Genomic DNA, 24555 nt, shown 5'->3' with positions numbered 1-24555 from the left:
TCCGCATCATCCCGCCTCAAGCCAATTGGTGGCCGCAACGTCTCCGATTGCCGCGCCGAGGTCAACTCATTCGGGGCCGCAAACCGGCAGGCATGCCGGGGGAACCCGCGGAGTCGCTGTCTGACGCGTTTTATTCATGCGAACCGGTACCTGCTTCGCTCGAAAACGCTATAACGAACACCGATGTGGACAACAGCAAAAGCGCCGTCGCTGGACGAGATGGAGGCCATGGCGCACGAGATCTTCGAGCGCCTGCCCAAGGGCTTTCGTGCCCTGTGCGAGGGCGTGATCCTGCGCGTGGACGATTTCCCCACCGACGAGGTGCTGGAGGAAATGAAAGCGGAGAGCGAATTCGACCTGCTCGGCCTGTTCCAGGGCATCGGGCTGCCGTTTCGCAGCAACAACGATATCGCCCGGCTGCCCAACATGGTCTGGCTGTACCGCCGCCCGATCCTGGATTACTGGGCCGAGCATGAGGAGACGCTGGGCCACATCATCCGCCATGTCCTGATCCACGAAATCGGTCACCATTTCGGGCTCTCGGACGACGATATGGAAGCGATCGAGGCGCAGGCCGATTAGGGCTTTGTCAGGCGGTTTTCGCTTTAATGCGAGGCGCATTCGCGATAAACCACCGCCAACCCAACCCCCTGCCCGGGAAGTGCAACCGATGGACAAGTTCACCACGCTGGAAGGTGTCGCCGCACCCCTGAAGATCATCAATGTCGATACCGACATGATCATCCCGAAGCAGTACCTGAAGACCATCAAGCGCACCGGCCTCGGCACCGGGCTGTTCTCGGAACAGCGCTACAAGGACGACGGCAGCGAGAACCCGGATTTCATCCTCAACAAGCCGGCCTACCGCAACGCCAAGATCCTGGTCGCCGGCGACAATTTCGGCTGTGGATCGAGCCGCGAGCACGCGCCCTGGGCGCTGCTGGATTTCGGCATCCGCTGCGTGATCTCGACCTCGTTCGGCGACATCTTCTACAATAACTGCTTCAAGAACGGCATCCTGCCGATCCGGGTCAGCCAGGACGACCTCGACAAATTGTTCGACGATGCCGAGCGCGGCGCCAACGCGACGCTGTCGATCGACCTCGGGAAACAGGAAATCCGCGGCCCCGACGGCGGCACGGTCAAATTCGAGATCGATCCATTCCGCAAGCACTGCCTGATGAACGGCCTCGACGACATCGGCCTCACCATGGAAAAGAAAGCCTCGATCGACGCCTACGAGGAAAAGGCCAAGACCGCGCGCGCCTGGGCCTGATCGATTTTCCGAATGCCTGCCAGGGTGACGCATGCGGCCCGACATCGTCACCTTCTGGCATGGCCCGCTCGATCGACTGCGCCGGACCTGCCTCAGCTCGCAGGTCGCGGCCGGCCATAACGTCACCGTCTACAGTTTCGAGCCGCTGGCGGGCTTGCCCGACGGCGTCGGCAATGCCGGGGCCGAAGCGGTCCTGCCGCACGCCTTCTCCGAACGGCTTCGCCCGCCGCAGCCGGACGGCAGCTGGCGCGACTGGACCACGCTGCAGTTCTCGGATTTTTTCCGGATGCGGTTGATGGCGCAGCGCGCCGGGCTGTGGCTCGACGCCGACGTGCTGCTGCTGAGGCCGGTCGAGATCGATCCCGCAAAGCCGTTTTTCGCCTGGGAACGCCCGCGCCAGCTCGGCAACTCCGTGCTCTATCTGCCGCCGGACGATCCCATCGTCATGGCGTTCGAAGCCCTGATGCAGCAGGACGAGCTGACGCCGGACTGGCTGGCGCTGCGGCACCGGCTGGTCTTCGCCCTGCGCAAGCTGCGCGGCAAATCGAACCGGGTCGCCGACATTCGCGTCGCGATCTTCGGTCCGGCGGCGCTGACCGCGCTGGCCGCCCGCAGCGGCGAACTCGGCTACGCCTTGCCGAAGCAATCGTTCTACGCCGTCCATGCCGAACCGAGACTGTTCTTCGATCCTTCCGATTTTTCGGCCCTGATCGGCGACCCCGACGTCACGGGGCTGCATGTTTCGCCGAAGGGCCGCGGCAACCAGCCGCCGGTTCCCGGCAGCCTCTATGCCTGGGCCGTGGAGCGGTTTGGGGACTCCAGCTCTGGCGAGCAGGCCCGCCAGCCCGTTTGATCTACCGCAACGACCCGTTACCCGTTTGCGCTCATATGGGTGAAATCCTGCTACCTGGCGGAGGCACCCATGAGCATCCAAGAGCACCCGTTTCCCCGCGTCGAGGCGCTGATCAAGACCTTTGCAGACTGGCTGAGGCACCGTCAGGACCTCAGCGAAATCCGCCGGATGGACACGACCGATTTCGACCGCATCGCCGGCGATTTGCGGGTCTCTCCCGGCGAGCTCGATTCCTTGATCCACCGCGGCCCGCACGCCGCAGATGAACTGCCCCAACTGCTCAAGGCGCTCGGTATCGACGAGGCCGATCTGGCGCGCACCGAACCCCTGGTGCTGCGCGACATGGAGCGGGTCTGCGCGATGTGCGCCAGCAAGCGGCAATGCGACCGCGATCTCGCCGCCGGCACTTCGGCCGAGCATTATCAGGGATATTGCCTCAACGCGCCCACCATCGACAGCCTGGACCTGCCGGGGAAGCAATAAGACTGGCGCCGAGGGCCATTGGATCAATGAAAATGTCGCGCACGGTCTGGATACGCGTGGTGCTGGCCGCCGCGATTGCGCTGGCGGCGCTGTTCCTGATCCGGCTGCACAATGCCGGAGGCGCGTCCGCCGACAGCGCGACGGGGCGACGTCTGGCCGACGCCTGGTGCAAGGATTGCCATTCGATCGAGCCGGCGACCGCGGGCGCCAGCAGCGGCCCGCCGGATTTCACGGCGATCGCCAACCGGTCCTCGACCACCGCGCTTTCGTTGAAGGTGTTCCTGCAGACCAGCCATCCGACCATGCCGAATCTCATCCTCAAGCCGGATGAGAGCGACAGCCTCGTGAACTACATCCTGAGCCTGAAGCGGAATTAGATCCGCCGGGACTATACGTCATAAACATGATTCTTCTTCCCCTCGCCCCTTGTGGGAGAGGGTGGCACGAATGCGCGGAGCGCGTTCGTGACGGGTGAGGGGTCTGTCTCCGCGGATAGAGCCCCTCATCCGGCAGCCTTCGGCTGCCACCTTCTCCCACAAGGGGAGAAGCGAAGAATCAATGCGCCATCGCCGCGATCGCGTCCGATATCGCGATGGTGCGCCTGGCCATGTCGGCGTGCAGCCGTTCCACCATCTGGCCGTCGAGCGAGATCGCGCCGCGCGCGGCGTTTTCCGGCCGTTCGAACGCCGCGATGATCTTGCGGGCGTGGGCGACTTCCTGCGCCGGCGGTGTAAAGATGGCGTTGCAGGCGTCGATCTGGCCGGGGTGGATCAGCGTCTTGCCGTCGAAGCCGAGATCGCGGCCTTGCGCGCATTCCTGGCCGAACCCGTCGACATTGCTGAAATCGCTGTAGGGTCCATCGAGAATTTCGAGACCGTGGGCGCGGGTGGCGAGGATGCAGTGCGTGATCATCGGGATCATCGCCGCGCGTCCGGGCAGCATCCGGATCCGCGTCTCGCGCGAAATATCGTTCGGCCCGAACACGAAGCCGGCCAGCCGCACTTCGCGCGCGGCCGCGGCGAGTTGCTCGGCATGCAGCACCGCGCGCGACGTCTCGATCATGGCCCAGACCCGGATCGAGATGTCCGCGCCGATATCGTTGAGGCGATCGGCGATGGTGGCGAGATCCGCGACGCTGGAAATCTTCGGCACCAGAATGCCGTCGGGCCGCGCCCTGCCGGCCATTGCGAGGTCATCGATCCACCACGGCGAATCCAGCGCGTTGACGCGGATCAGCACCTCGCGCCGGCCGAACCCTTTGGCGGCGACGGCGGCCCCGATCTGGTCGCGCGCCATCGCCTTGGCGTCGGGCGCTACCGAATCCTCGAGGTCGAGGATCAGGCCGTCGGCGTGGAGATTGCGGCCCTTTTCCAGCGCCCGCGCATTCGACCCCGGCATGAACAGCAGGCTGCGGCGCGGACGGATCATGGCGGGTTCCCTTCAACTTTCGCGTTTCCCGCGATAACATCTTGGCAGCGCCGCCGAAAGGCTTGTTCCGGTCAGCGCCATATGGTTAGCAACCCGCATGTCATTCCCGAAACATCTGATTGAAGGCTACCTGACCTTCACCTCGCAGCGGCTGCCGACCGAACAGTCGCGCTACCGCGAATTGTCCGAACGCGGCCAGTCGCCGGCGGTAATGGTGATCGGCTGCTGCGATTCCCGGGTCTCGCCCGAAGTGATCTTCGATGCCGGCCCCGGCGAATTGTTCGTGGTGCGCAACGTCGCCAACCTGGTGCCGGTCTATCAGCCCGACGGCGGCGCCCACGGCGTCTCGGCGGCGCTGGAATATGCCGTCAACGTGCTGCGCATCCAGCACATCGTGGTGCTCGGCCATGCCCAATGCGGCGGCATCCGCGCCTTCATCGACGATATCGAGCCGCTGTCGCCCGGCGATTTCATCGGCCGGTGGATGGCGATGTTCATCAAGCCCGGCGAAGTGGTCGCGCAGCGCGAGCGCGAATCGATGCAGGAATTCACCATCAGAATCGAGAAGGCCGCGATCCATCGCAGCCTCGAGAACCTGATGACGTTCCCATTCGTGCGCACGCAGGTGGAAAAGGGCGCGTTAAACCTGCACGGCGCCTATTTCGGCGTCGCCGAGGGCTCGCTGTTCCTGCTCGACCAGGAGGCGAAGGAATTTCACAGCGTGGGGGTAGAGGCGGCGGAGTGATTCTTCCCCTCTCCCCTTGTGGGAGAGGGTGGATCAATCGCGCAACGCGCGATTGAGACGGGTGAGGGGTTGCCTCAACAGATAGTTTGCCCGCGGATAGAACCCCTCATCCGGCGCTTCGCGCCACCTTCTCCCACACGGGGAGAAGGGAAGAAGCAGTTACGCCGCCTTCTTCTTCGCGCTGATCAGCTTGCGGTTGATCAGGCATTCGGCGATCTGCACCGCGTTCAGCGCCGCACCCTTGCGCAGATTGTCCGACACGCACCACAGCACGAGGCCGTTCTCCACCGTGGGATCGGTACGGATGCGGCTGATATAGGTGGCGTCTTCGCCGGCGGCTTCATAGGGGGTGACGTAGCCGCCGGGCTCGTGCTTGTCGATCACGAGGCAGCCCGGCGCATTGCGCAGGATATCGCGCGCCTCGTCGGCCGAGATCGGGTTCTCGAACTCGATGGTGACGGCTTCGGAATGGCCGACGAACACCGGCACCCGCACGCAGGTCGCGGTCAGCTTGATTTTGGGATCAAGAATCTTCTTGGTCTCCATCATCATCTTCCACTCTTCCTTGGTGTAGCCGTCCTCCATGAACACATCGATCTCGGGGATGACATTGAAGGCGATACGCTTGGGGAATTTTTTGTTGACCAGCTCGCTGTTGGTGTAGACCGCCTTGGTCTGCGAAAACAGCTCGTCCATGGCCTCCTTGCCGGCGCCCGACACCGACTGATAGGTCGAGACCACGACACGCTTGATGACGGCGTGATCGTGCAGCGGCTTCAGCGCCACCACGAGCTGTGCGGTCGAGCAGTTCGGGTTGGCGATGATGTTCTTCTTCGTGAAACCAGCGACCGCATCCGCGTTGACCTCGGGAACGATCAGCGGCACGTCCGGATCCATCCGCCACGCCGACGAATTGTCGATCACGACCGCGCCGGCGGCGCCGATCTTCGGCGACCATTCCTTCGACACCGCGCCGCCCGCCGACATCAGGCAGATATCGACATCCGAGAAATCGAAATGCTCGAGCGCCTTGCATTTCAGGGTGCGGTCGCCATAGGACACTTCGACGCCCATGCTGCGGCGCGAGGCCAGCGCCACCACCTCGTCAGCCGGAAATTTGCGTTCGTCCAGGATGTTGAGCATTTCCCGCCCGACATTGCCGGTCGCTCCGACCAGCGCGACTTTGTAACCCATCGTTCACTCTCCGACGAAAAATGCTCACCCGCCGCCCGAAGCGGAAAGGGAAGAGGCAGCGCTTCTATGCGAGAAACGCCCTCAAGACAACGTTACACCCGAGTTTCCCTCGCAACTCGGCCTTGCCCGGGCGTTTTGATGCGATCGTTTTTGGCTTCTGCTGCCGATTCATATTACCCGCACAGGATACACCCGGCGCTGACCAGCTTTGCCGACGAATGCTGCGGCACGCTGGCGCGCCTCATTGCCTATGTGGGAGCGCTGGGGCTGCTTGCCATCGGCGCCGTCTATCTTTGGGACCGGTTGCCCGCAATTGCCGCCGCCGAGCCGGCCGCGCCGGCGGGCTGGAGCGTGGCCTCGCATTCGCACCCGGCATTTGCCGTCAGTCGGCTCGATTCGTCAGGGGAAACAGAGTCTTATGAGATCCTCCGGTATCCCGGGGGCGGCCGCAAGGACATTCTTCGCTGGGGCCAGTCCGGCGCATGGCCGGTCGCCGCGCTCGAAATCTATCGCCCCGGCGCCGAACTGAGCCAATCGGGACCCGTCACGGCCGAACTCGCCGCACGAATGGGCGCGGAGTCCGATCTGGAGTCCGCCGGTGTCATCGACAGCAAATTCGGCCATGTGACGCTGCTCCGCCTCGCCGGCGGAAGCGACGGCCCGCGCTCCTGCCTTGGTTTCGCGAAGCGCATCGACGAACCCGTCCTGCAGATCTCCGGCTGGTCGTGCCAGGGTGAAACCCTGCCGGCACGGCGCGGCGCGATCGCCTGCCTGCTGAACCGGCTGGTGCTGCTGACGGCCGGAAACGACCCCAAACTGGCCGACTTGTTCGCCCATGCCGAACTCAAGCGCGGAAGCTGCGCCGCCGCCGCGTCCGCCGTATCGGCCGATTGGGTGACCGCCGCGCAAGACCCCCTTCTGCGCGGCCGGCTGTAGCTTACGTCTCCCCTCCCCGGCCACGCGCGAGGGCGCATGGTGGGAAGGGGATCAGAAGACCCAAGGCGTTGGTTTTATGAAACTTTTTAGCTCCTCTGGCATTATTTTGAACGGGTGTGGCCCAATTGACCTAGCGACGACAGACCCGGTGCGGCTAAGGTGGCTGCAAATCGGATATGGCGGTCCGGCCGCCCATGAGGACCTGATGACCCTGAAATTGCCTGCCGTGACCAAGTTTGCGATGTTGCTTGCCGCCGCCGCTGTCGTTGCGATCGGCTTTGACGTGACTTCGGCCGATGCGCAGACCCGATACGACCGCAACGGCCGGCCCTATTACGGCGCGAACGGCCCCAACCGTTCCTACCAGCAGGGACCGCGGACGCGCGTCTACGTCACCACCCGCTCCTGGCTCGACGCCGGCACCGAAGTGCTGCCGGGCGACCGCAAGTTCCAAGATTACGCCTTCCCGCCGGCGCTCGGCTACCCCTCGTTCGCCCGCGAAAATCTGAACCGTCCGATCGACCGGCATCCGCTGAACCCACCGTCGGACATGGGTGGCTATCCGCAGCGCTTCCCGCTGTATTGATTCTATAAACGCCTTCGCATGGCGCGTATGCCGCCGAAGCGAGCCTTTGATGGTTCGGCGGCCGAAAATCGGTCCCCTCTCCCGCTTGCGGGGGAGGGTTAGGGTGGGGGCTGCCTCATCCCCAGTGCCGTCTCGACATCGCATTTGCCGATAGACCCCCACCCCGGCCCTCCCCCGCAAGCGGGAGAGGGGGAAAAAGGCATCGTTGAGAGGCTTACGCGTGCAGCGCCTGCAGCTCTTTCAGGATCGCCTCGCCCATTTCAGCCGTATTCACCGCAATGGTGCCCTCCGACTTGATGTCGGCGGTGCGCAGACCCTTGGCCAATACTGCCGCGATCGCGGCATCGAGCCTGTCGGCGAGTTCGCCCATGTCGAACGAATAACGCAGCGCCATTCCGAATGAGGCAATCATCGCGATCGGATTGGCCGCGCCGGTGCCGGCGATGTCAGGCGCCGAGCCGTGCACCGGCTCGAACAGCGAGCGGCGTTTTTTGGTCTTGACGTCGATCTCGCCGAGCGAGGCCGAGGGCAGCATGCCGAGCGAGCCCGTCAGCATCGCCGCGATATCCGAGAGCATGTCGCCGAACAGGTTGTCGGTGACGATGACATCGAACTGCTTCGGCCATTTGACCAGGTTCATGCCACCGGAATCGGCGAGCTGGTGTTCGAGCTCCACGTCCTTGTATTCGCGCGCATGCACCTGGGTGACCACCTCGTTCCAGAGCACGCCCGACTTCATGACGTTGCGCTTTTCCATCGAGGTCAGCTTGTTGCGGCGCTTTCGCGCGAGATCGAATGCGACGCGGGCGATGCGCTCGATTTCGTAGGTGTCATAGACCTGGGTATCGATGGCGCGCTTCTGGCCGTTGCCGAGATCGGTGATGGTCTTGGGCTCGCCGAAATAGACCCCGCCGGTGAGCTCGCGCACGATCATGATGTCGAGGCCCTCGACCACCTCGCGCTTCAGGCTGGAGGCTTCCGCCAGCGCCGGATAGCACACCGCCGGGCGCAGATTGGCGAACAGCGCGAGCTCCTTGCGCAGCCGCAGCAGCCCGGCCTCGGGCCGCGCGTCATAGGGCACGCCGTCCCATTTCGGACCGCCGACCGCGCCGAAGATCACGGCATCGGCGGCCATCGCCTGCGCCATGGTCGCATCGGTAATGCTCTGCTTGCTGGCGTCATAGGCGGAGCCGCCAACCAGCCCCTGCTCGGTGGCGAAATGGGCGATGCCCTGCGCATCGAGCCAGTCGATCAGGCGCTTCACCTCCGCCATTACTTCGGGGCCGATGCCGTCGCCGGGGAGAAGCAGCAGTTTATGGGTCGCCATGGAAGGATCCTTGCCAGGTCTCTGCTCGTCATTCCGGACGCCGGGCGCCGCGAGGCGATCCGGAATCCAGAGGTTGATTAGATTCCGGGTTCGCGCTGACGCGCGCCCCGGAATGACGGTGGGCGGGAGTGCTAATGCGCCCGGGGCGGATTGGCAAGGCGGCCTGCTTCGGCGACAATTGCGGGCAAGGCCGCTCCAGGACGGACCGCCAAAAGGGCTTGCAAGAAGGCCTTGCAGGACGAACCTCATGACCCTGGCCATCCTGTTTGCGTTCGCGTCGGCGGCCTGCCTCGGCGCCGGCGTGGTCACGACGCAATTCGGGCTGCGCAGCGTCGAGCCGCTCTCGGGCGCCGCGATCAGCGTTCCCGCTTTCGCGCTGCTGTTCCTGCTGCTGTCGCCGCTGCTGCTCTACGGCGAACCCGTGGTCTGGCGCGGGGTGCCGATTTTCGCCGCCATCGGCCTGGTATTCCCGGCGCTGCTGACCCTGCTGACCTTTGCCTCCAACCGGGCGCTGGGGCCTGTGGTCACCTCGACCCTCGGCAATCTTGCGCCATTGTTCGCGGTGGCGCTGGCGATCCTGGTGCTGCAGGAGCCGCTGCGTGGCTTGCAACTCGCCGGCCTGGTGCTTGCGGTGGGCGGTGCCGTGATCATTACCGTGACGCGGCCGCGCGACTTCGGCAGCTGGCGGACCTGGGCGCTGCTGCTGCCGCTCGGCGGCGCGGTGCTGCGCGGCGTGGTCCCGCCGGTGGTCAAACTCGGGCTCGAGGTCTGGCCCAGCCCGCTGTGGGCCTGCCTGATCGGCTACATCATGTCGTCACTGGTCGTGCTGACCGTTCAACGCATCCGCCGGGGAAGTTTCGTCGTGGCGGCGCCATGGTCCGGCCGGGTCTGGTTTGCGGTGACAGGGATTCTCAACGGTTTGAGCGCGCTGACGCTGTTTGCCGCCGTGCGCCACGGGCCGATTACGCTGGTGGCGCCGCTGGTGGCGGTCTATCCGCTGGTGACCGTGCTGCTGAGCGCCATCATGCTGCGCCAGGTGCGGATCACGGCCCGGATCGTCGCCGGGACCGCGCTGACCGTGGCGGGCGTGGCCCTGGTGCTGATCGGATAACGAAAGGAAGCGGCATTGCGCGATTGGCAAGTCACCCTTGCCGGCGGCGCGTCTGTGCAACCGCCATGATGCCTGCCAGAATGCCGGCCAGCCGGAGTAACCCCTTGCACGCCCCCGACCGCCCCTCGGCGCCTGCGCATCCCGCGCGGCTGATCCTCATTCTGTCGCTGGCGCCCACGGTCGGTCTCGGCATCGGCCGTTTCGCCTATTCGCTGGTGCTGCCGGACATGCGCGACGCGCTGGTCTGGACGTATTCGGCCGCTGGCTTCATGAACACGGTCAATGCGGCCGGCTACCTTGCCGGCGCGCTGCTGGCCTCGCGGCTGATCCGGCGTTTCGGACTGGCGGCCACGGTGCGCTGGGGGACACTGGCCTGCGTGGTCTCGCTGGCGCTCTGCGCCATCTCGGGCAATTTCGTCGTTCTGAGCTTCGCCCGGCTCTTGGCCGGTCTGGGCGCCGCGGCCGGATTTGTCGGCGGCGGCGCGTTGGCGGCGACGATCGCGCAATCGCGGCCCGAGCGGGCCAATTTCCTGCTCAGCCTGTTCTACGCCGGGCCCGGGATCGGCATTTTGTCCTCCGGACTGGTCGCGCCGTTCGTGCTGCAGGCGTTCGGACCGGGATCGTGGTGGATCGTATGGTGGGCGATGACATTGCTCGCGGCGGCCATGACCGTTCCGCTGCTGCTGGCGCCGATCAGCTCGGCGGCCGGTGTCGCCGACGCGACCGCCGCGCCCTTCGCGATCCGGCCGGTGCTGGTCTATCTCGCCGGCTACTTCCTGTTCGGCGCCGGCTACATCGCCTACATGACCTTCATGATCGCCTATGTGCGCGACGCCGGCGGCGGCGCCGCGGCGCAGAGTGCGTTCTGGAGCCTGATCGGCCTCAGCGCCTTCGTGACGCCCTGGGTGTGGCGGCGCGTGCTGGCGCTGGACCGCGGCGGGCTCTCGACCACCATCATTCTCGGCGTCAACGCGATCGGCGCGGCCCTGCCGATCTTCGGGCATTCGCCGCTGCTGCTGGCGACATCGGCGCTGGTGTTCGGCGTCGCGTTCTTTGCGGTGGTGGGATCGACCACCGCCTTCGTCCGCCTCAATTATCCGCCGGCGGCCTGGCCGACCGCGATCGCGGCGATGACCATCGCCTTCGGCATCGGACAGACGCTCGGGCCGATCGCGGTCGGCGCCGTCACCGACGCGATGGGAAGCCTGTCTTACGCGCTGAACGTCTCGGCGGTGATGCTGGCGGTCGGCGCGGTGGCGACGGCGTTTCAGCCCAGGCTGGCGCGGAAATCATAGGCGGGCCAGGGGTGCTCTCATGAACTCCACGACGCCCAGCCCGCCAGCCGCAAGCCGCTTTCTCACCGGCCTGCTCGGCGCGCCGATCGCGCATTCGGCTTCGCCGGCGATGCACGAACGGGCCGCGGCGGCGCTCGGCCTGCATTGTCATTATCAATTGATCGAGGTCGCCGATGCCGGGCGCGACGAACTCAGAATGCTGCTCGAGGGTGTCAGGCGGCTGGGTTTCGCCGGCATCAACGTCACCTTTCCCTACAAGGAGGCCGTGGTCGATCTGCTGGACGAATTGTCGCCGCGCGCGGCCCTGATCGGCGCCGTCAATACCGTCGTCGTCCGCGACAGCAGGTTGATCGGCCACAACACCGATACGACCGGTTTCGCGCGAGCCATCGCCGACCTCGTCTCGCCTTCTCCGCATGGCGCCGTCGCCGTGATCGGCGCCGGTGGCGTCGGCAAGGCGATTGCATTTGCGCTGGCCGGGCTCGGCGTCGATGAACTGCGGATCTTCGACAGCGATGCCGCCAGGGCCGCGCAGCTTGCCGCCCGGCTCGACGGCCAGACCCGCGCCAGCGTTGCCGATAATATCGAGCATGCGCTGCGCGACGTCGCGGGCGTGGTCAACGCGAGCCCGGTCGGGATGCTGCCCGATGTCGGCACGCCGGTTCCCGACGCCCTGCTGCATGCCGGGCTGTGGGTCGCCGATGCGGTCTATTCACCGCTCTGGACGCCGCTGCTGACGGCAGCCCGGGCCAGCGGCGCCCGCGTGATGACCGGGCGGGAACTGGCGATCCATCAAGCTGCCGATTGCTTCGAGCTGTTCACGGGACAGGCGCCGTCAATCGTCGAACTCGGAATGGCGTTCGACGCCGTGATGGCGAAAAGATACGCCGCTTCGTAGCCTATACGCGGCTCTTCTCCCCGCCGCTTCGCCCGCCTTCGCCAAGCGGCTTCGGCGGACACAGCGGGAGGAAGGGGAGAAGAAAGATAGCTCTTTAGCTCCCGCTGAACGAATTATAGCCCTGGTCTTCCCAATAGCCGCCCTTGTAGTCGTTCGTGACTTCCATCGAGATCACGTATTTCGGATTCTTGAAGCCGAGCTTCGTCGGCACCCGGATCTTCATCGGGAAGCCATAGGCCCGCGGCAGGATCTCGTCGCCGAACTTGAACGTCATCTGGGTCTGCGGATGCAGCGCAGTGGGCATGTCGAGCGGCGAGTTGTAGCCATCGACGTCGGCGCACTGGAACCAGCAATATTTGGCGCGGGTGTCGGCGCCGACCAGTTTCAGGAAATCGCGCAGCGGCGTGCCGGTCCAGCTTCCGATCGCGCTCCAGCCCTCGACGCAGATATGGCGCGTCACCTGCTTGACCTGCGGCAGCCGATAGAGCTCCTCCAGCGTCCATGATTTCTTGTTGTCGACGAGGCCGCGCACCTCCAGTTTCCACTCCCTGCCGTCGATGGTGGGAGCGTCGTCGAGCGCGTAATAGGCGTTGAACGGGAACGGGCTGGTAATGGCGCTTTCCGGGAAGGTCGGCGCCAGCGTGTTGGGATTGAAGATCGCGGCCTGCACGCCGTCATTGAATTTCGAGATCCGCGTCAGCATCGACTCCGCCGAAAAACTGTCGGTCACATCGCAGCCGGTCAGGAACGTCAGCGCGCCGAGGCTGGCGCCGCCGGCGATGAAGCGCCGTCGCGCCAGATCGGGCATCAGTTTGGTGGCGTCCCTGACCAGCAACTGCTTGTCGACACCGGGGATCAGAAGCGAGCGAAGTCGGCCCATGATGTTGCTCCTCGAATTGGTTCAGCGTCCGATGATCATGGCGCGCAGGCTTTTCGGCACTAGCAGCGCCAGCGCGACGTGCACCACCATGAATGCAACGATCGCCGCCATGCAGAAGAAGTGAACGTAACGCGCGGCCTCGTAGCCGCCGAACAGCGCGGTCAGATATTGCAGCTGCACCGGCTTCCAGATCGCCAGCCCCGACAGCACGACGAGGATGCCGACCACGATGATCCCGGCATAGAGCAGCTTCTGCACATAATTGTATTTCGTCAGGTCCGCATGCGAGAGCTTGCCGGTCAGCGCGGCCCTGGTGTCGGCCATCACGCCCTCCGGCGTGATCGGCAGCAGCTTCTTGCGGAAGCGGCCGGTGGCGAGACCCAGGATGAGATAGACGAGGCCGTTCACCATCAATAGCCACATCGCGGCGAAGTGCCAGAGCAGCGCGCCGGCGAGCCAGCCGCCCAGCGTGATGGTCTTCGAAAACGTGAAATCGAACAGCGGCGAGGCGTTGTAGATCTGCCAGCCCGACATGATCATCAGGATCATCGCCACCGCGTTGATCCAGTGCACGATGCGGACCCAGGCCGGCTGGATCGCTTTTGCCGGCGTTTCGGCTTTCGTGGTCTGGTCGTGGGCGACGAGGCTGGACATGAGTTCCCTGGCTATGACTGAGGGGTGTGCCGATACAGCCTTATACGACGGAACCCGGCGCTTCGTTACTGCCAAGGCGCTATCGGGTTGATGCCTGCGCCCTATGGCGGTCACAAAAAAGCGAGCCGGGTTGCCCCGGCTCGCCTTCTGTCCGCATCCCGGGGACTAGGTCAGGACACGAAAGGTGTTACGAAGCGGGCATCAGCACGGTGTCGACCACGTGGATCACGCCGTTGGACTGATTGACGTTGGCGATCGTGACCATCGACGTGCCGCCCTTGGCGTCGACGAGCCAGACCTTGCCGTCCTTGAGCTTCACGGTCAGCTCTTCGCCTTCGACGGTCTTCAGCTTCTTGCCGTCGGTCAGGCTGGCGGCTTCCATCTTCCCGGCCACCACGTGGTAGGTCAGGATCTTGGAAAGGGTGGCCTTGTTCTCGGGCTTCACCAGGTTATCCACGGTACCGGCCGGCAGCTTGCCGAACGCGGCGTTGGTCGGTGCGAACACCGTGAACGGGCCCTTGCCGGAAAGGGTATCGACCAGTCCGGCGGCCTTCACCGCGGCCACCAGCGTGGTGTGGTCCTTGGAGTTGACGGCATTCTGGATGATGTTCTTGGACGGGAACATCGCGGCGCCACCGACCATCACGGTCTTTTCGCCGGACATTTCGCTTTTCATCATCTTGTCTTGTGCGCTGACGGGCGCAACGACGGCGGCGGTCAGGGCCAGTGCGCCGAACGCGGCGGCAGAGAAAAGGGCAATACGCTTGGACATGGATCGTCTCCCGTGATTGTCGTGACCGGCGGTTCGCCGGCGATGAAGGGGCAACAGCGTCGCCTGCCCGGTGAGGGTCGGACTGCGTCGCCGTTGGCCGAGTTACGGGAGGGTTTGGGGCGGGTTTCGCGGGAAAATTTATCGTGATGTCTGAAACTATTTTCGGCGGCGAACGTGGGGGTGGGGCACTTGCACCTTCGCGCCCCCTCTCCCGCGCTGGCGGGAGAGGGCCGGGGTGGGGGCGCTTCAGCGGACACGAGCGCCTGTCGAGAGATTTCCCCCACCCGCCGCGCTTCGCGCGTCGACCTCCCCCGCAAGCGGGAGAGGTAAGGTCGCGCGGACTAACTAATCCCTGTTACCGGGCATCTGAATAAAACCGCGATTATGCGTCGGGCTGATCAGGATTTCGTTGATACAGACCCGCGGCGGCATGGAGGCGACGAAGGCGATGGTGCGGCCGCAATCCTCGGGTTGCAGCATCTTCGCCTGCTCGGCTTCGCTCGGCACCACCGGCCGCAGTTTGAGGATCGGGGTTGCGACCTCGCCGGGCGACAGACAGCACGCCCGCAATCCGTTGACGCATTCATCCATGTTGAACGAATGGGTCAGCGCCAGCACCGCATGCTTGGTCGTGGTGTAGGCCGGCCCCGGCATTTTGGAGACGTGACGTCCGGCCCATGACGCCACGTTGATAATGCAGCCGTCCTGCTGCTTGCGCATCGCCGGCAGCACCGCGCGCATGCAGTACAGCACGCCGTTGAGATTGATCTCGACCAGTTTGTTCCAGCCGTCCAGTTCCATGTCGGCCCAGGAACGCTTCGGCACGTTGATGCCGGCGCTGTTGACCAGGAGATCGATGCGGCCGTGCTTGGCGAGAATCTGATCCGCGGCCTTGGTGACGTCATCGGACCTGCTGACATCGAGCACGATCGCCTCGGCCTTGCCGCCGCCGGCAGTGATCTTCGCCACCACCGCGTCCAGCGCATCCTTGCGGCGCCCCGAAACCACCACCGTCCAGCCATCCGCGGCGAGGGCTTCCGCGCCCGCTTCGCCGATACCGCTGCCGCCACCGGTCACCCAGGCTACGCGTTTCCCGTTATTTGACATGCAAACTGTCTCCGTTGCTTTGTGAAGGGCGCTTTTGCTATTGAATCACTGGATTGCCGCGGCGCCTGTGCCGCGTCCGCCCCTCCCGCAATGTTGCATCAACGCAGCCCAGAAAACCATCATGAACGCCAACCTGTTTTCCCGCCTGTTCGACGGCCTCGACGATCCCTCGCGCCTGGCGATCGAGACGGCCGACGGGCAACACATCAGCTATGGCGATCTGATGGCCCGCGCCGGACAGATGGCGAATGTGCTGGTGTCCAGAGGGGTCAAGCCCGGCGACCGCGTTGCAGCGCAAACCGAGAAGTCGGTAGCGGGCCTAGTGCTCTATCTGGCCGCGGTTCGCGCCGGCGCGGTCTATTTGCCGCTCAACACCGCCTATACGCTGAACGAGCTGGAATATTTCATCGGCGACGCCGAACCATCGCTGGTCGTGTGCGACCCCGCGAAGGCGGAAGGCATCGGCGCGATCGCGGCCGGGATCGGCGCCGGGGTCGAGACGCTGGACGCCGATGGCCAGGGATCGCTGACGCAGGCCGCCGCCTCGGTGAAGGCGGATTTCGAGACCATCGACCGCGCCGACGACGATCTCGCCGCGATCCTCTACACCTCGGGCACCACCGGACGTTCCAAGGGGGCGATGCTGACGCACGACAATCTGGCGTCGAATTCGCTCTCGCTGGTCGATTGCTGGCGCTTTACCGACAAGGACGTGCTGATCCACGCGCTGCCGATCTATCACACCCACGGCCTGTTCGTGGCCAGCAATGTCACGCTGTTCGCGCGCGCCGCGATGATCTTCCTGCCGAAATTCGATCCGGATCTCATCATCAGGCTGATGGCGCGCGCCACCGTGATGATGGGCGTGCCGACGTTCTACACGCGGCTGCTGCAAAGCCCCGGGCTGACCAGGGAAGCGACCCGGCACATGCGGCTGTTCGTTTCAGGCTCGGCGCCGCTGCTCGCCGACACCCACCGCGAATGGTTTGCGCGCACCGGACATGCCGTGCTGGAGCGCTACGGCATGACCGAAACCAACATGAACACCTCCAATCCCTATGACGGCGAGCGCGTGCCGGGCGCCGTCGGCCATGCGCTGCCCGGCGTGGCGGTGCGGGTCACCGATCCCGAGACCGGCAAGGTCCTCGGAGCCGAAAGCATCGGGATGATCGAGGTCAAGGGCCCCAACGTGTTCAAGGGCTACTGGCGCTTGCCGGAGAAGACCAAAGCCGAATTCCGCGACGACGGATTTTTCATCACCGGCGATCTCGGCAAGATCGACGCGTCGGGCTATGTGCACATTCTCGGCCGCGGCAAGGATCTGGTGATCTCGGGCGGCTTCAACGTCTACCCGAAGGAAATCGAGAGCGAGATCGACGCCATGCCGGGCGTGATCGAATCCGCCGTGATCGGCGTGCCGCACGCCGATTTCGGCGAAGGCGTCACCGCCGTGCTGGTCTGCGACAAGGGCGCTGCGGTCGATGAGGCCGCGGTGCTGAAGGCGCTCGACGGAAGGCTCGCAAAGTTCAAGATGCCGAAACGGGTGATCGTGGTCGATGAACTGCCGCGCAACGCCATGGGCAAGGTACAGAAGAATATTTTGCGCGACACCTACGCGAAGATTTATGCGAAGTAAATTCCACCCCCTCATGGTGAGGAGCGGCGGCTTCGCCGCGTCTCGAACCATCTGGCACACGGCCCGCGGCCATCCTTCGAGACGCCGCGCGAAGGCGCGCGGCTCCTCAGGATGAGGTCGGCGCGGTGCGGCGCGAAGCCGAAGCCATTACAGCACGCTGATCAAAAACCGGCTGCCGACGATCAGCAGGTAGCAGCCGAACGCCACTTCCAGGGTGCGTTTCGACATCGAATGCGCGGCTTTCACCCCGAGCGGCGCGGTCAACAGGCCGGTCGGGATCACCAGCACGGCGCCGATCAGCGAGACGTAACCGATCGCGAACGGCAATTGCAGCGCGGCAACCTCGGGATACTGCATGGCGGCCGGCCAGCCGGCGTAGACATAGCCGATGGCGCCGGGAATCGAGATCAGCACCGCCAGCGCCGAGGAGGTCGCAACCGCCTGATGGATCGGCCGGCCGTAGAAGGTCATCAGCAGATTCAGGAAAAGCCCGCCGCCGACACCCATCAAGGTTGACAGAAGCCCGACGAAGAAGCCGTACAGCTTCATCAGCGGCCCCTTTGGAAAATCTTCGCCGAACTTCCAGCTCGCTTGCGCCAGCAGCAGCCGGGTTGCGGCCGAATACGCAACTATCACGAACACGATCTTGAACAGACGCTCCGGCGCATACCGCGCGGTGATGCCGCCGGCGATCACGCCGATCACGACCGGCAGCCACCATTGCCGGACAATCGTCATGTCGACGGCGCCCCGGAGGTAATGGGCGCGAAACGAGCTGATCGAGGTCGGAATGATGATGGCGAGCGATGTCCCGATACAGAGCGGCATCCGCACCTCGAGCGGGACGCCGGCCAGCCGGAAGCATTCGTAGAAAACCGGGACCAGGATGGCGCCGCCGCCGATCCCGAACAGGCCGGCGAGAAAGCCCGCCAGGGCCCCCACCGCCACCAGCAGAAACGCCAGCTCGGCAAGCTCTCTGACATCAAGCCCAGCGATTGCCATCTTGGGTCCCCCGCTCGCGCGGCCGGTTCGCCGCGTTCATGAATCGTGCTTCAGGTATACCAGCCATCAGCGCCCATGGACCTTGTCAACGCCCACAATTGCAGGGCACATCCATAGGTGTGAACCGTGGTTCGCATTTGGCGATTTCGTCGTTGCGCTCACTGTTTCGAGTTCGTAAATAGAATTTGTCTACAGCGATCCCCCAGGGCCCCGCGCCGGCCCGCCAACTTTCAAAGCCGCCGATGACCGCCAGGATCGAACGACCCCTTTCGCCCCATATGCAGGTCTACCGCTGGACCCTGACGATGGCGCTGTCCATCGTGCATCGCGCCACCGGCATTGCGCTGTATTTCGGCACCCTGCTGCTGGCCTGGTGGCTGATAGCGGCAGCCTCCGGCCCCGGCGCCTACGCCAATGTGCAGGCCTTTACCGGCAGCATCATCGGCAAGCTGATCGTGTTCGGCTACACATGGGCGCTGATGCATCACCTGCTGTCGGGGCTCCGGCATCTGGTCTGGGACCTCGGCTACGGCTTCAAGGCGAACGAGCGTGAAGCACTGACCTGGGGCGCGCTGATCGGCGGCATTTCGCTGACCGTGCTGGTATGGATCGCCGCCTATGCGATCGGAGGCGGACGATGAGCATCAACGAGTCGCACGGATCGCCCAAGCCGCCATCGATGCGCACCCCGCTGGGCCGCGTCCGCAGCCTCGGCTCTTCGCATTCCGGAACCACCGATTTCTGGCGCCAGCGCATTACCGCGGTGGCGATGACGCTGTTGATCGTGCCCGTGATCGTCGTGGTCCTGATGCTGCTCGGCCGCAACCAGGCCGGCGCCGCGCAGATTCTCGGCTCGCTGCCGATCGCGATCATCCTGCTGCTGTTCATCGTCGCCAGCGCCTGGCACATGAAGATCGGCATGCAGGTGGTGATCGAGGATTACATCCATAACGAGAAGCTGAAGCTCGCCAGCGTGATGGCCAACAACTTCTTCTCGGTCGCGGTAGCGCTGGCTTCGATCTACGCCATCCTCAAACTTTCATCTGGAGTTTAGCCCATGGCCGGCGGCGGAAATGGCAAGGGAACCGGCCAGGGTAACGGCGCCGGCGGCAGCGGGACCTTTGCCACCAATGGCCACGCCTATCCGATCGAGGATCACACCTACGACGTCGTGGTCGTCGGCGCCGGCGGCGCCGGCCTGCGCGCCGTCGTCGGCTGCAGCGAGGCGGGACTGCGCACCGCCTGCATCACCAAGGTGTTTCCGACCCGCTCGCACACGGTGGCCGCCCAGGGCGGCATTTCGGCGGCGCTCGGCAACATGCACGAGGACAACTGGCGCTGGCATATGTACGACACCGTCAAGGGGTCGGACTGGCTGGGCGACCAGGACGCCATCGAATACATGGTGCGCAACGCGCCCCAGGCGGTCTACGAGCTCGAACATTGGGGCGTGCCGTTCTCGCGCACCGAGGACGGCAAGATCTATCAGCGGCCGTTCGGCGGCATGACGCTGGACTACGGCAAGGGCCAGGCGCAGCGCACCTGCGCCGCCGCCGACCGCACCGGTCACGCCATGCTGCACACCATGTACGGCCAGGCGCTGCGCCATTCCGCGGAATTCTTCATCGAATTTTTCGCCATCGACCTGATCATGGACGACCAGGGCGTCTGCCGCGGCGTGATCGCGCTCAAGCTCGACGACGGCACGCTGCACCGCTTTCGCGCCCAGACCACGATCCTCGCCACCGGCGGCTATGGCCGCGCCTATGCCTCCTGCACCTCGGCGCATACCTGCACCGGCGACGGCGGCGGCATGGTGCTGCGGGCCGGGCTGCCGCTGCAGGACATGGAATTCGTCCAGTTCCATCCGACCGGGATTTACGGCGCCGGATGTCTGGTCACCGAGGGTGCGCGCGGCGAGGGCGGCTATCTCGTCAATTCCGAAGGCGAACGTTTCATGGAGCGTTATGCGCCTTCCGCCAAGGATCTCGCCTCGCGCGACGTGGTCTCGCGCTCGATGACCATCGAGATCCGCGAAGGCCGCGGCGTCGGCAAGAAGAAAGACCACATCTATTTGCACCTCGACCATCTCGATCCCAGGGTGCTGCAGGAACGGCTGCCGGGCATTTCCGAATCGGCCAAGATTTTTGCCAATGTCGACGTCACCCGCGAGCCGATCCCGATCACGCCGACGGTGCACTACAATATGGGCGGTATTCCCACCAATTATCACGGCGAAGTGCTGACCAAGCGGGACGGCGACGACAATGCCACCGTGCCCGGCCTGATGGCGCTCGGCGAAGCCGCCTGCGTCTCCGTGCATGGCGCCAACCGGCTCGGCTCCAATTCGCTGATCGATCTCGTGGTGTTCGGCCGCGCCGCCGCACTTCGCTGCGCCGAAAAGCTGACGCCGAACGGCAGCCAGCCGGAATTGCCGGCGGGATCCGCCGACAAGGCGCTGAGCCGGCTCGACCATTACCGCTACGCCTCGGGCGGCACGCCCACCGCAAAGCTGCGCGACAGCATGCAGCATGTGATGCAGAACAATTGCGCGGTGTTCCGCACCGGCGACATCCTGACCGAGGGCCAGAACCTGATCCACAAGGTGCATGGCGGCATCGGCGACATCGCCACGACCGACCGTTCGCTGACCTGGAATTCCGACCTGGTCGAGACCATGGAATTCGACAATCTGATCGTGCAGGCGGTGGTGACGATGGATTCGGCCGCCAACCGCTCCGAAAGCCGCGGCGCCCACGCCCGCGAGGATTTTCCGGACCGCGACGACAAGAACTGGATGAAGCACACGCTGGCCTGGATCGACGACGGCGGCAAAACCGCGATCGACTACCGCCCGGTGCACGACTACACGATGACGAACGACGTCCAGTACATCCCGCCGAAGGCGCGGGTGTATTGACAGGAAAAGCAGCCGTCATTCCGGGGCGATGCGCAGCATCGAACCCGGAATCTCGGGATTCCGGGTCTGGTCTTCGGATCATCCCGGAATGACGAAAGGTGAGAAGAATGGTTGAATTCGCGCTTCCGAAAAATTCAAAAATCACCGGCGGCAAGGTGTGGCCGAAGCCTGTGGGCGCGACCGAGACGCGCGAGTTCAAGGTTTATCGCTGGAACCCGGACGACGGCAAGAATCCCGGCATCGACACCTATCACATCGACATCAACGACTGCGGGCCGATGGTGCTCGACGGCCTGATCTGGATCAAGAACCACATCGATCCGACGCTGACCTTCCGCCGCTCCTGCCGCGAGGGCGTCTGCGGCTCCTGCGCCATGAATATCGACGGCCAGAACACGCTGGCCTGCACCAAGTCGATGCACGACGTGAAGGACGGCGCGGTCAAGGTCAATCCGCTGCCGCACCAGCCGGTGGTCAAGGACCTGGTGCCGGACCTGACGAATTTCTACGCGCAATATGCCTCGATCGAGCCGTGGCTGAAGACCACCACGCCGACGCCGCAGAAGGAATGGCGGCAGAGCCACGAGGACCGCGAAAAGCTCGACGGCCTCTACGAGTGCATTCTGTGCGCCTGCTGCTCGACCTCATGCCCGAGCTACTGGTGGAACAGCGACCGCTTCCTCGGCCCGGCCGCGCTGCTGCAGGCGACGCGCTGGGTCAAGGACAGCCGCGACGAAGCCACCGGCGATCGGCTCGACAATCTCGAGGATCCGTTCCGGCTCTATCGCTGCCACACCATCATGAACTGCGCCAAGGCCTGCCCCAAGGGTCTCAACCCCTCCGAGGCGATCGCCGAGCTAAAGCTGAAGCTGGTCGAGCGGCAGATCTAGATTTGGTCCCGTTTCCATCCTGCGAGGTTCGCCGAAAAGGCTCGCACCTTCAGCGATAACGACGCAGCCGTTCCGCGGGGATGACGACCGCAACGTTGGTGCCGCGTGCAAAACCGGCTATGGATGCGCCGCTTCCGCCGTTATCGAGGAAATCGGTTTGAAACCCGCCAACGACCCTGCCCCCGCGCCGTTCGGCGCGTTTGCGCCGAATGCCGCGCAGGCCGCGATCATCGCGCTGGCGCAGCGCTCGCGGCTGAAACGCGGCGCGTTCCGCCCGATGCTGTCGCGGCTGGTCAATCTGATGCGCGGCGGGCCGCTCGACGTGCCGTACCAGGGCGCGTCGTTCCGATTCTACCACCAGGCCAGCGCCACCGAGCGCGGCGCGCTGTTCAATCCCGACTACAATGCCGAGGAGCTGGATTTCCTGCGCGCCCACACCCCGGCCGGCGGCGTGTTCGTCGATGTCGGCGCCAATGTCGGCACCTATGCGCTGGCGCTGGCGCGTCAGGTCGGCGCCCAGGGCAAGGTGATCGCGATCGAGCCGCATCCGGTGACCCATGCGCGGCTCAAATTCAACCGCGAGGCATCCGGCGCCACACAGGTGACGCTGGTGGCCGCGGCCGCGGGACCTGCCGACGGCGAGCTCCTTATCGAGACCGACGGCGACAATCTCGGCGCCAGCCACATCGTAACAGGCCAGCCCGCCGGCCATGCCCTGAGGGTGCCGGCGCTGCGGCTGCAACGCATCCTCGATGAGGCCGGTGTGCCGCAGATCGACGCCTTGAAGATCGACGTCGAGGGTTTCGAGGACCGCGTGCTGACCGGCTTCTTCAAGCAGGCGCCGGCCTCGCTGTGGCCGCGCGCGGTCGTGATCGAGCATCTGTCGCGCGACGAATGGCTGGAGGACTGCCTTGCCGACATGCGCGCGCGAGGTTACGTCGAGGCCGGCAAGACCCGCAGCAACACGCTGCTGCTGAAGCCATAACCGTCACGTCCACCGCAGGAGATTCTGATGATCGACCATCTCGGTTTTCCGGTTTCCGACTATGCGCGCGCCAAGGCCTTTTATCTGAAGGCGCTGGCGCCGCTCGGCTACAGCCTCGTGATGGAAGTGACGCAGGAGCAGAACGACGGTGCCGCCGCCGCGGGGTTCGGCGCCGATGGCAAGCCGGATTTCTGGATCGGCGGCGAAGGCGGCCTGAACAAGCCGCTGCATGTCGCGATCGTCGCCAAAGACGGCGCGACTGTCGACGCCTTCTACCACGCGGCGCTGGCGGCCGGCGGACGCGACAATGGCGCGCCCGGCATCCGCGCCCACTATCACCCCGATTATTACGGCGCCTTCGTGCTCGATCACGATGGTCACAACATCGAAGCCGTCTGCCACGCGCCGGGTTGACCGGTTCCCCTTCGTCAGGCGGAACATCGCGGGATCGCCGCCGTTGTCGCTCCAGCACAATGGAGCGACAACATGGCCAATGACAATACATCCCGCGACATCGACCGCGCCTGGGATTTGATGAAGAAAATCGGCTTTGCGATGCTGGTCACGCGCGACGGCGACAAGCTTCGCGCCCGGCCAATGAGCGCTTTTCTCGAGCGAGAGAGCAACGCGATCTATTTCCTGACCGACGTGCGCCGTCACAAGGATGACGAGATCGCACAAAATCCGAACGTCAACCTGTCGTTCGCCGACGCCGGTGACCAGAAATACGTTTCGGTCAGCGGCACCGCGGTCGTCTCCAACGACCGCGCCAAGATCAAGCAACTGTTTTCCACCCCCGCGAAGGCATGGTGGGATTCGGCCGAAGATCCCAACATCCGCGTGCTGAAATTCACGCCCGACGATGCCGAATTCTGGGATTCCCCGGGCACAGTCATCAGCTACGTCAAGATGGCGACCGCGGCCGTTACCGGCACCCGTCCGGAGCTCGGCGACAACCACAAGGTGGCGATGTAAATGGCCGATCCGCTGGAGAACCCGCCGATCAAGCCCGGCCAGCCGACCGAGCCGCCGCTGGAAAGCCCGCCGGGCAATCCGCAGCCGGACGTGCCGCCGCCGATGCACGAACCCGGCGCGCCGCCGCGCCCCGAGGAGTTGCCCGGACAAACTCCCGAGGAGTTGCCGGTGCGGGGACCGGCGGGTCCGACCACCCCCAATCCCGCGACTGCCGATTTGCCGGGATCACAGCCCGACGTGATTCCGGGTGAATCCGACCTGCCGCAGGGAACGATGTAACTACCACTGCGTTCACAACCAGCGTCTGAATGCGCCATGAATAATCGCGCCTTCAGACGCTGCAGGCATTGAAATAAATGCAACCGCGCCATCGCAGGCCGCCACAATCCGGCCCAACGCTTGTTCGTTGATTGCCCATGTTGTTTTCCATTCCCGGGGTCCCAACCATCATGACACATCTTCGCCTCGTGCTGCTCGCCACGACAGCGCTTACGGCAATGCAATTCGCTGCACCTTCATCGCACGCGCAAACCGCTCCCATCGTGGTCGCGCAGGCCAAGGATGAACTTGGTCCGGATGGAAAACCCAAGCCGAGGCCCGCG

At 64.7% G+C, this 24555-nt stretch carries 29 protein-coding genes; 21 read left to right on the top strand and 8 right to left on the bottom strand.

Annotated features, from left to right (window positions below):
• The first annotated feature begins 183 nt into the window (after nucleotides 1–183).
• From Q8R73_RS18740 to Q8R73_RS18720, 5 genes are all read left to right on the top strand, one after another.
• The gene (locus tag Q8R73_RS18740) at nucleotides 184–582 is read left to right on the top strand and encodes a metallopeptidase family protein (protein WP_305721041.1); all 399 of its coding nucleotides are present in this window, start codon (nucleotides 184–186) and stop codon (nucleotides 580–582) included.
• Nucleotides 583–670: 88 nt separating this feature from the next.
• The gene (leuD, locus tag Q8R73_RS18735; protein WP_305721040.1) at nucleotides 671–1276 is read left to right on the top strand and encodes a 3-isopropylmalate dehydratase small subunit; all 606 of its coding nucleotides are present in this window, start codon (nucleotides 671–673) and stop codon (nucleotides 1274–1276) included.
• 31 nt (nucleotides 1277–1307) lie between these two features.
• On the top strand, nucleotides 1308–2129 hold the full coding sequence (locus Q8R73_RS18730; protein ID WP_305721039.1) for a hypothetical protein: 822 nt from the start codon (nucleotides 1308–1310) through the stop codon (nucleotides 2127–2129).
• Between the two features lie 69 nt (nucleotides 2130–2198).
• Nucleotides 2199–2612, top strand: a complete 414-nt coding sequence (locus Q8R73_RS18725) for a hypothetical protein (protein WP_305721038.1) — start codon at nucleotides 2199–2201, stop codon at nucleotides 2610–2612.
• Nucleotides 2613–2644: 32 nt separating this feature from the next.
• Nucleotides 2645–2989, top strand: a complete 345-nt coding sequence (locus tag Q8R73_RS18720; protein ID WP_305721037.1) for a c-type cytochrome — start codon at nucleotides 2645–2647, stop codon at nucleotides 2987–2989.
• Between the two features lie 178 nt (nucleotides 2990–3167).
• Here Q8R73_RS18720 and Q8R73_RS18715 read toward each other — a convergent pair whose 3' ends face one another.
• Complete coding sequence (locus Q8R73_RS18715; RefSeq protein WP_305721036.1) at nucleotides 3168–4040, bottom strand: CoA ester lyase; 873 nt, start codon at nucleotides 4038–4040, stop codon at nucleotides 3168–3170.
• 97 nt (nucleotides 4041–4137) lie between these two features.
• Here Q8R73_RS18715 and Q8R73_RS18710 point away from each other — a divergent pair, with 97 nt between their 5' ends.
• Complete coding sequence (locus tag Q8R73_RS18710) at nucleotides 4138–4785, top strand: carbonic anhydrase (RefSeq protein ID WP_305721035.1); 648 nt, start codon at nucleotides 4138–4140, stop codon at nucleotides 4783–4785.
• Between the two features lie 159 nt (nucleotides 4786–4944).
• Here the strand turns inward: Q8R73_RS18710 and Q8R73_RS18705 are convergent, their stop codons facing one another.
• Nucleotides 4945–5979 carry an aspartate-semialdehyde dehydrogenase gene (locus Q8R73_RS18705; RefSeq protein ID WP_305721034.1) on the bottom strand — a complete coding sequence of 345 codons (1035 nt, stop codon included), beginning with the start codon at nucleotides 5977–5979 and terminating at the stop codon, nucleotides 4945–4947.
• Between the two features lie 138 nt (nucleotides 5980–6117).
• Here Q8R73_RS18705 and Q8R73_RS18700 point away from each other — a divergent pair, with 138 nt between their 5' ends.
• Both Q8R73_RS18700 and Q8R73_RS18695 read left to right on the top strand, forming a co-directional pair.
• Nucleotides 6118–6915: a hypothetical protein gene (locus Q8R73_RS18700; protein ID WP_305721033.1), complete on the top strand. Its 798-nt coding sequence runs from the start codon at nucleotides 6118–6120 to the stop codon at nucleotides 6913–6915.
• 205 nt (nucleotides 6916–7120) lie between these two features.
• Entirely contained in the window at nucleotides 7121–7501 is a 381-nt protein-coding gene (locus Q8R73_RS18695; RefSeq protein ID WP_305721032.1) for a hypothetical protein, read from the top strand.
• Nucleotides 7502–7715: 214 nt separating this feature from the next.
• On the opposite strand, the gene leuB is transcribed toward Q8R73_RS18695, so the two are convergent.
• Nucleotides 7716–8828 (bottom strand): 3-isopropylmalate dehydrogenase, encoded by a 1113-nt coding sequence (leuB, locus tag Q8R73_RS18690; RefSeq protein WP_305721031.1) that lies wholly within the window; start codon nucleotides 8826–8828, stop codon nucleotides 7716–7718.
• A gap of 247 nt (nucleotides 8829–9075) precedes the next feature.
• Here leuB and Q8R73_RS18685 point away from each other — a divergent pair, with 247 nt between their 5' ends.
• From Q8R73_RS18685 to Q8R73_RS18675, 3 genes are all read left to right on the top strand, one after another.
• Nucleotides 9076–9939 (top strand): DMT family transporter, encoded by an 864-nt coding sequence (locus tag Q8R73_RS18685; protein ID WP_305721030.1) that lies wholly within the window; start codon nucleotides 9076–9078, stop codon nucleotides 9937–9939.
• A gap of 104 nt (nucleotides 9940–10043) precedes the next feature.
• Nucleotides 10044–11234 carry a YbfB/YjiJ family MFS transporter gene (locus Q8R73_RS18680; protein WP_305721029.1) on the top strand — a complete coding sequence of 397 codons (1191 nt, stop codon included), beginning with the start codon at nucleotides 10044–10046 and terminating at the stop codon, nucleotides 11232–11234.
• A gap of 19 nt (nucleotides 11235–11253) precedes the next feature.
• Entirely contained in the window at nucleotides 11254–12132 is an 879-nt protein-coding gene (locus Q8R73_RS18675) for a shikimate dehydrogenase (protein WP_305721028.1), read from the top strand.
• A 94-nt stretch (nucleotides 12133–12226) separates the two neighbouring features.
• Here the strand turns inward: Q8R73_RS18675 and Q8R73_RS18670 are convergent, their stop codons facing one another.
• From Q8R73_RS18670 to Q8R73_RS18655, 4 genes are all read right to left on the bottom strand, one after another.
• Nucleotides 12227–13012 carry a molybdopterin-binding protein gene (locus Q8R73_RS18670; protein WP_305721027.1) on the bottom strand — a complete coding sequence of 262 codons (786 nt, stop codon included), beginning with the start codon at nucleotides 13010–13012 and terminating at the stop codon, nucleotides 12227–12229.
• 21 nt (nucleotides 13013–13033) lie between these two features.
• Nucleotides 13034–13666, bottom strand: a complete 633-nt coding sequence (locus Q8R73_RS18665) for a cytochrome b/b6 domain-containing protein (RefSeq protein ID WP_305721026.1) — start codon at nucleotides 13664–13666, stop codon at nucleotides 13034–13036.
• Between the two features lie 187 nt (nucleotides 13667–13853).
• Nucleotides 13854–14438, bottom strand: a complete 585-nt coding sequence (locus Q8R73_RS18660) for a fasciclin domain-containing protein (RefSeq protein WP_305721025.1) — start codon at nucleotides 14436–14438, stop codon at nucleotides 13854–13856.
• Nucleotides 14439–14783: 345 nt separating this feature from the next.
• Nucleotides 14784–15545 carry an SDR family oxidoreductase gene (locus tag Q8R73_RS18655; protein ID WP_305721024.1) on the bottom strand — a complete coding sequence of 254 codons (762 nt, stop codon included), beginning with the start codon at nucleotides 15543–15545 and terminating at the stop codon, nucleotides 14784–14786.
• 121 nt (nucleotides 15546–15666) lie between these two features.
• Here Q8R73_RS18655 and Q8R73_RS18650 point away from each other — a divergent pair, with 121 nt between their 5' ends.
• Nucleotides 15667–17181 (top strand): malonyl-CoA synthase, encoded by a 1515-nt coding sequence (locus tag Q8R73_RS18650; protein ID WP_305721023.1) that lies wholly within the window; start codon nucleotides 15667–15669, stop codon nucleotides 17179–17181.
• 147 nt (nucleotides 17182–17328) lie between these two features.
• Here the strand turns inward: Q8R73_RS18650 and Q8R73_RS18645 are convergent, their stop codons facing one another.
• Nucleotides 17329–18183, bottom strand: a complete 855-nt coding sequence (locus Q8R73_RS18645) for a sulfite exporter TauE/SafE family protein (RefSeq protein ID WP_305721022.1) — start codon at nucleotides 18181–18183, stop codon at nucleotides 17329–17331.
• Between the two features lie 242 nt (nucleotides 18184–18425).
• Between Q8R73_RS18645 and sdhC the strand changes: the two genes are divergently transcribed.
• From sdhC to Q8R73_RS18600, 9 genes are all read left to right on the top strand, one after another.
• Entirely contained in the window at nucleotides 18426–18824 is a 399-nt protein-coding gene (gene sdhC / locus Q8R73_RS18640; RefSeq protein WP_305721021.1) for a succinate dehydrogenase, cytochrome b556 subunit, read from the top strand.
• Between the two features lie 38 nt (nucleotides 18825–18862).
• The gene (gene sdhD / locus Q8R73_RS18635) at nucleotides 18863–19237 is read left to right on the top strand and encodes a succinate dehydrogenase, hydrophobic membrane anchor protein (RefSeq protein WP_371126129.1); all 375 of its coding nucleotides are present in this window, start codon (nucleotides 18863–18865) and stop codon (nucleotides 19235–19237) included.
• 3 nt (nucleotides 19238–19240) lie between these two features.
• Nucleotides 19241–21103, top strand: a complete 1863-nt coding sequence (sdhA, locus tag Q8R73_RS18630; protein ID WP_305721019.1) for a succinate dehydrogenase flavoprotein subunit — start codon at nucleotides 19241–19243, stop codon at nucleotides 21101–21103.
• Nucleotides 21104–21210: 107 nt separating this feature from the next.
• Nucleotides 21211–21993 (top strand): succinate dehydrogenase iron-sulfur subunit, encoded by a 783-nt coding sequence (locus Q8R73_RS18625; RefSeq protein WP_305721018.1) that lies wholly within the window; start codon nucleotides 21211–21213, stop codon nucleotides 21991–21993.
• Between the two features lie 157 nt (nucleotides 21994–22150).
• Nucleotides 22151–22978 carry an FkbM family methyltransferase gene (locus tag Q8R73_RS18620; RefSeq protein WP_305721017.1) on the top strand — a complete coding sequence of 276 codons (828 nt, stop codon included), beginning with the start codon at nucleotides 22151–22153 and terminating at the stop codon, nucleotides 22976–22978.
• Nucleotides 22979–23005: 27 nt separating this feature from the next.
• Nucleotides 23006–23392, top strand: coding sequence for a VOC family protein (locus Q8R73_RS18615; RefSeq protein ID WP_305721016.1), 387 nt, complete (start codon nucleotides 23006–23008; stop codon nucleotides 23390–23392).
• Nucleotides 23393–23464: 72 nt separating this feature from the next.
• Entirely contained in the window at nucleotides 23465–23953 is a 489-nt protein-coding gene (locus Q8R73_RS18610; protein ID WP_305721015.1) for a pyridoxamine 5'-phosphate oxidase family protein, read from the top strand.
• Nucleotides 23954–24232, top strand: coding sequence for a hypothetical protein (locus tag Q8R73_RS18605; RefSeq protein WP_305721014.1), 279 nt, complete (start codon nucleotides 23954–23956; stop codon nucleotides 24230–24232).
• A gap of 137 nt (nucleotides 24233–24369) precedes the next feature.
• Nucleotides 24370–24555, top strand: a 186-nt coding sequence (locus Q8R73_RS18600) for a hypothetical protein (RefSeq protein WP_305721042.1), incomplete at its 3' end; no start/stop codon positions are given.

Source organism: Bradyrhizobium sp., assembly GCF_030697065.1.
Taxonomy (GTDB): domain Bacteria; phylum Pseudomonadota; class Alphaproteobacteria; order Rhizobiales; family Xanthobacteraceae; genus Bradyrhizobium.
This window is presented reverse-complemented; position numbering and strand designations above follow the sequence as displayed.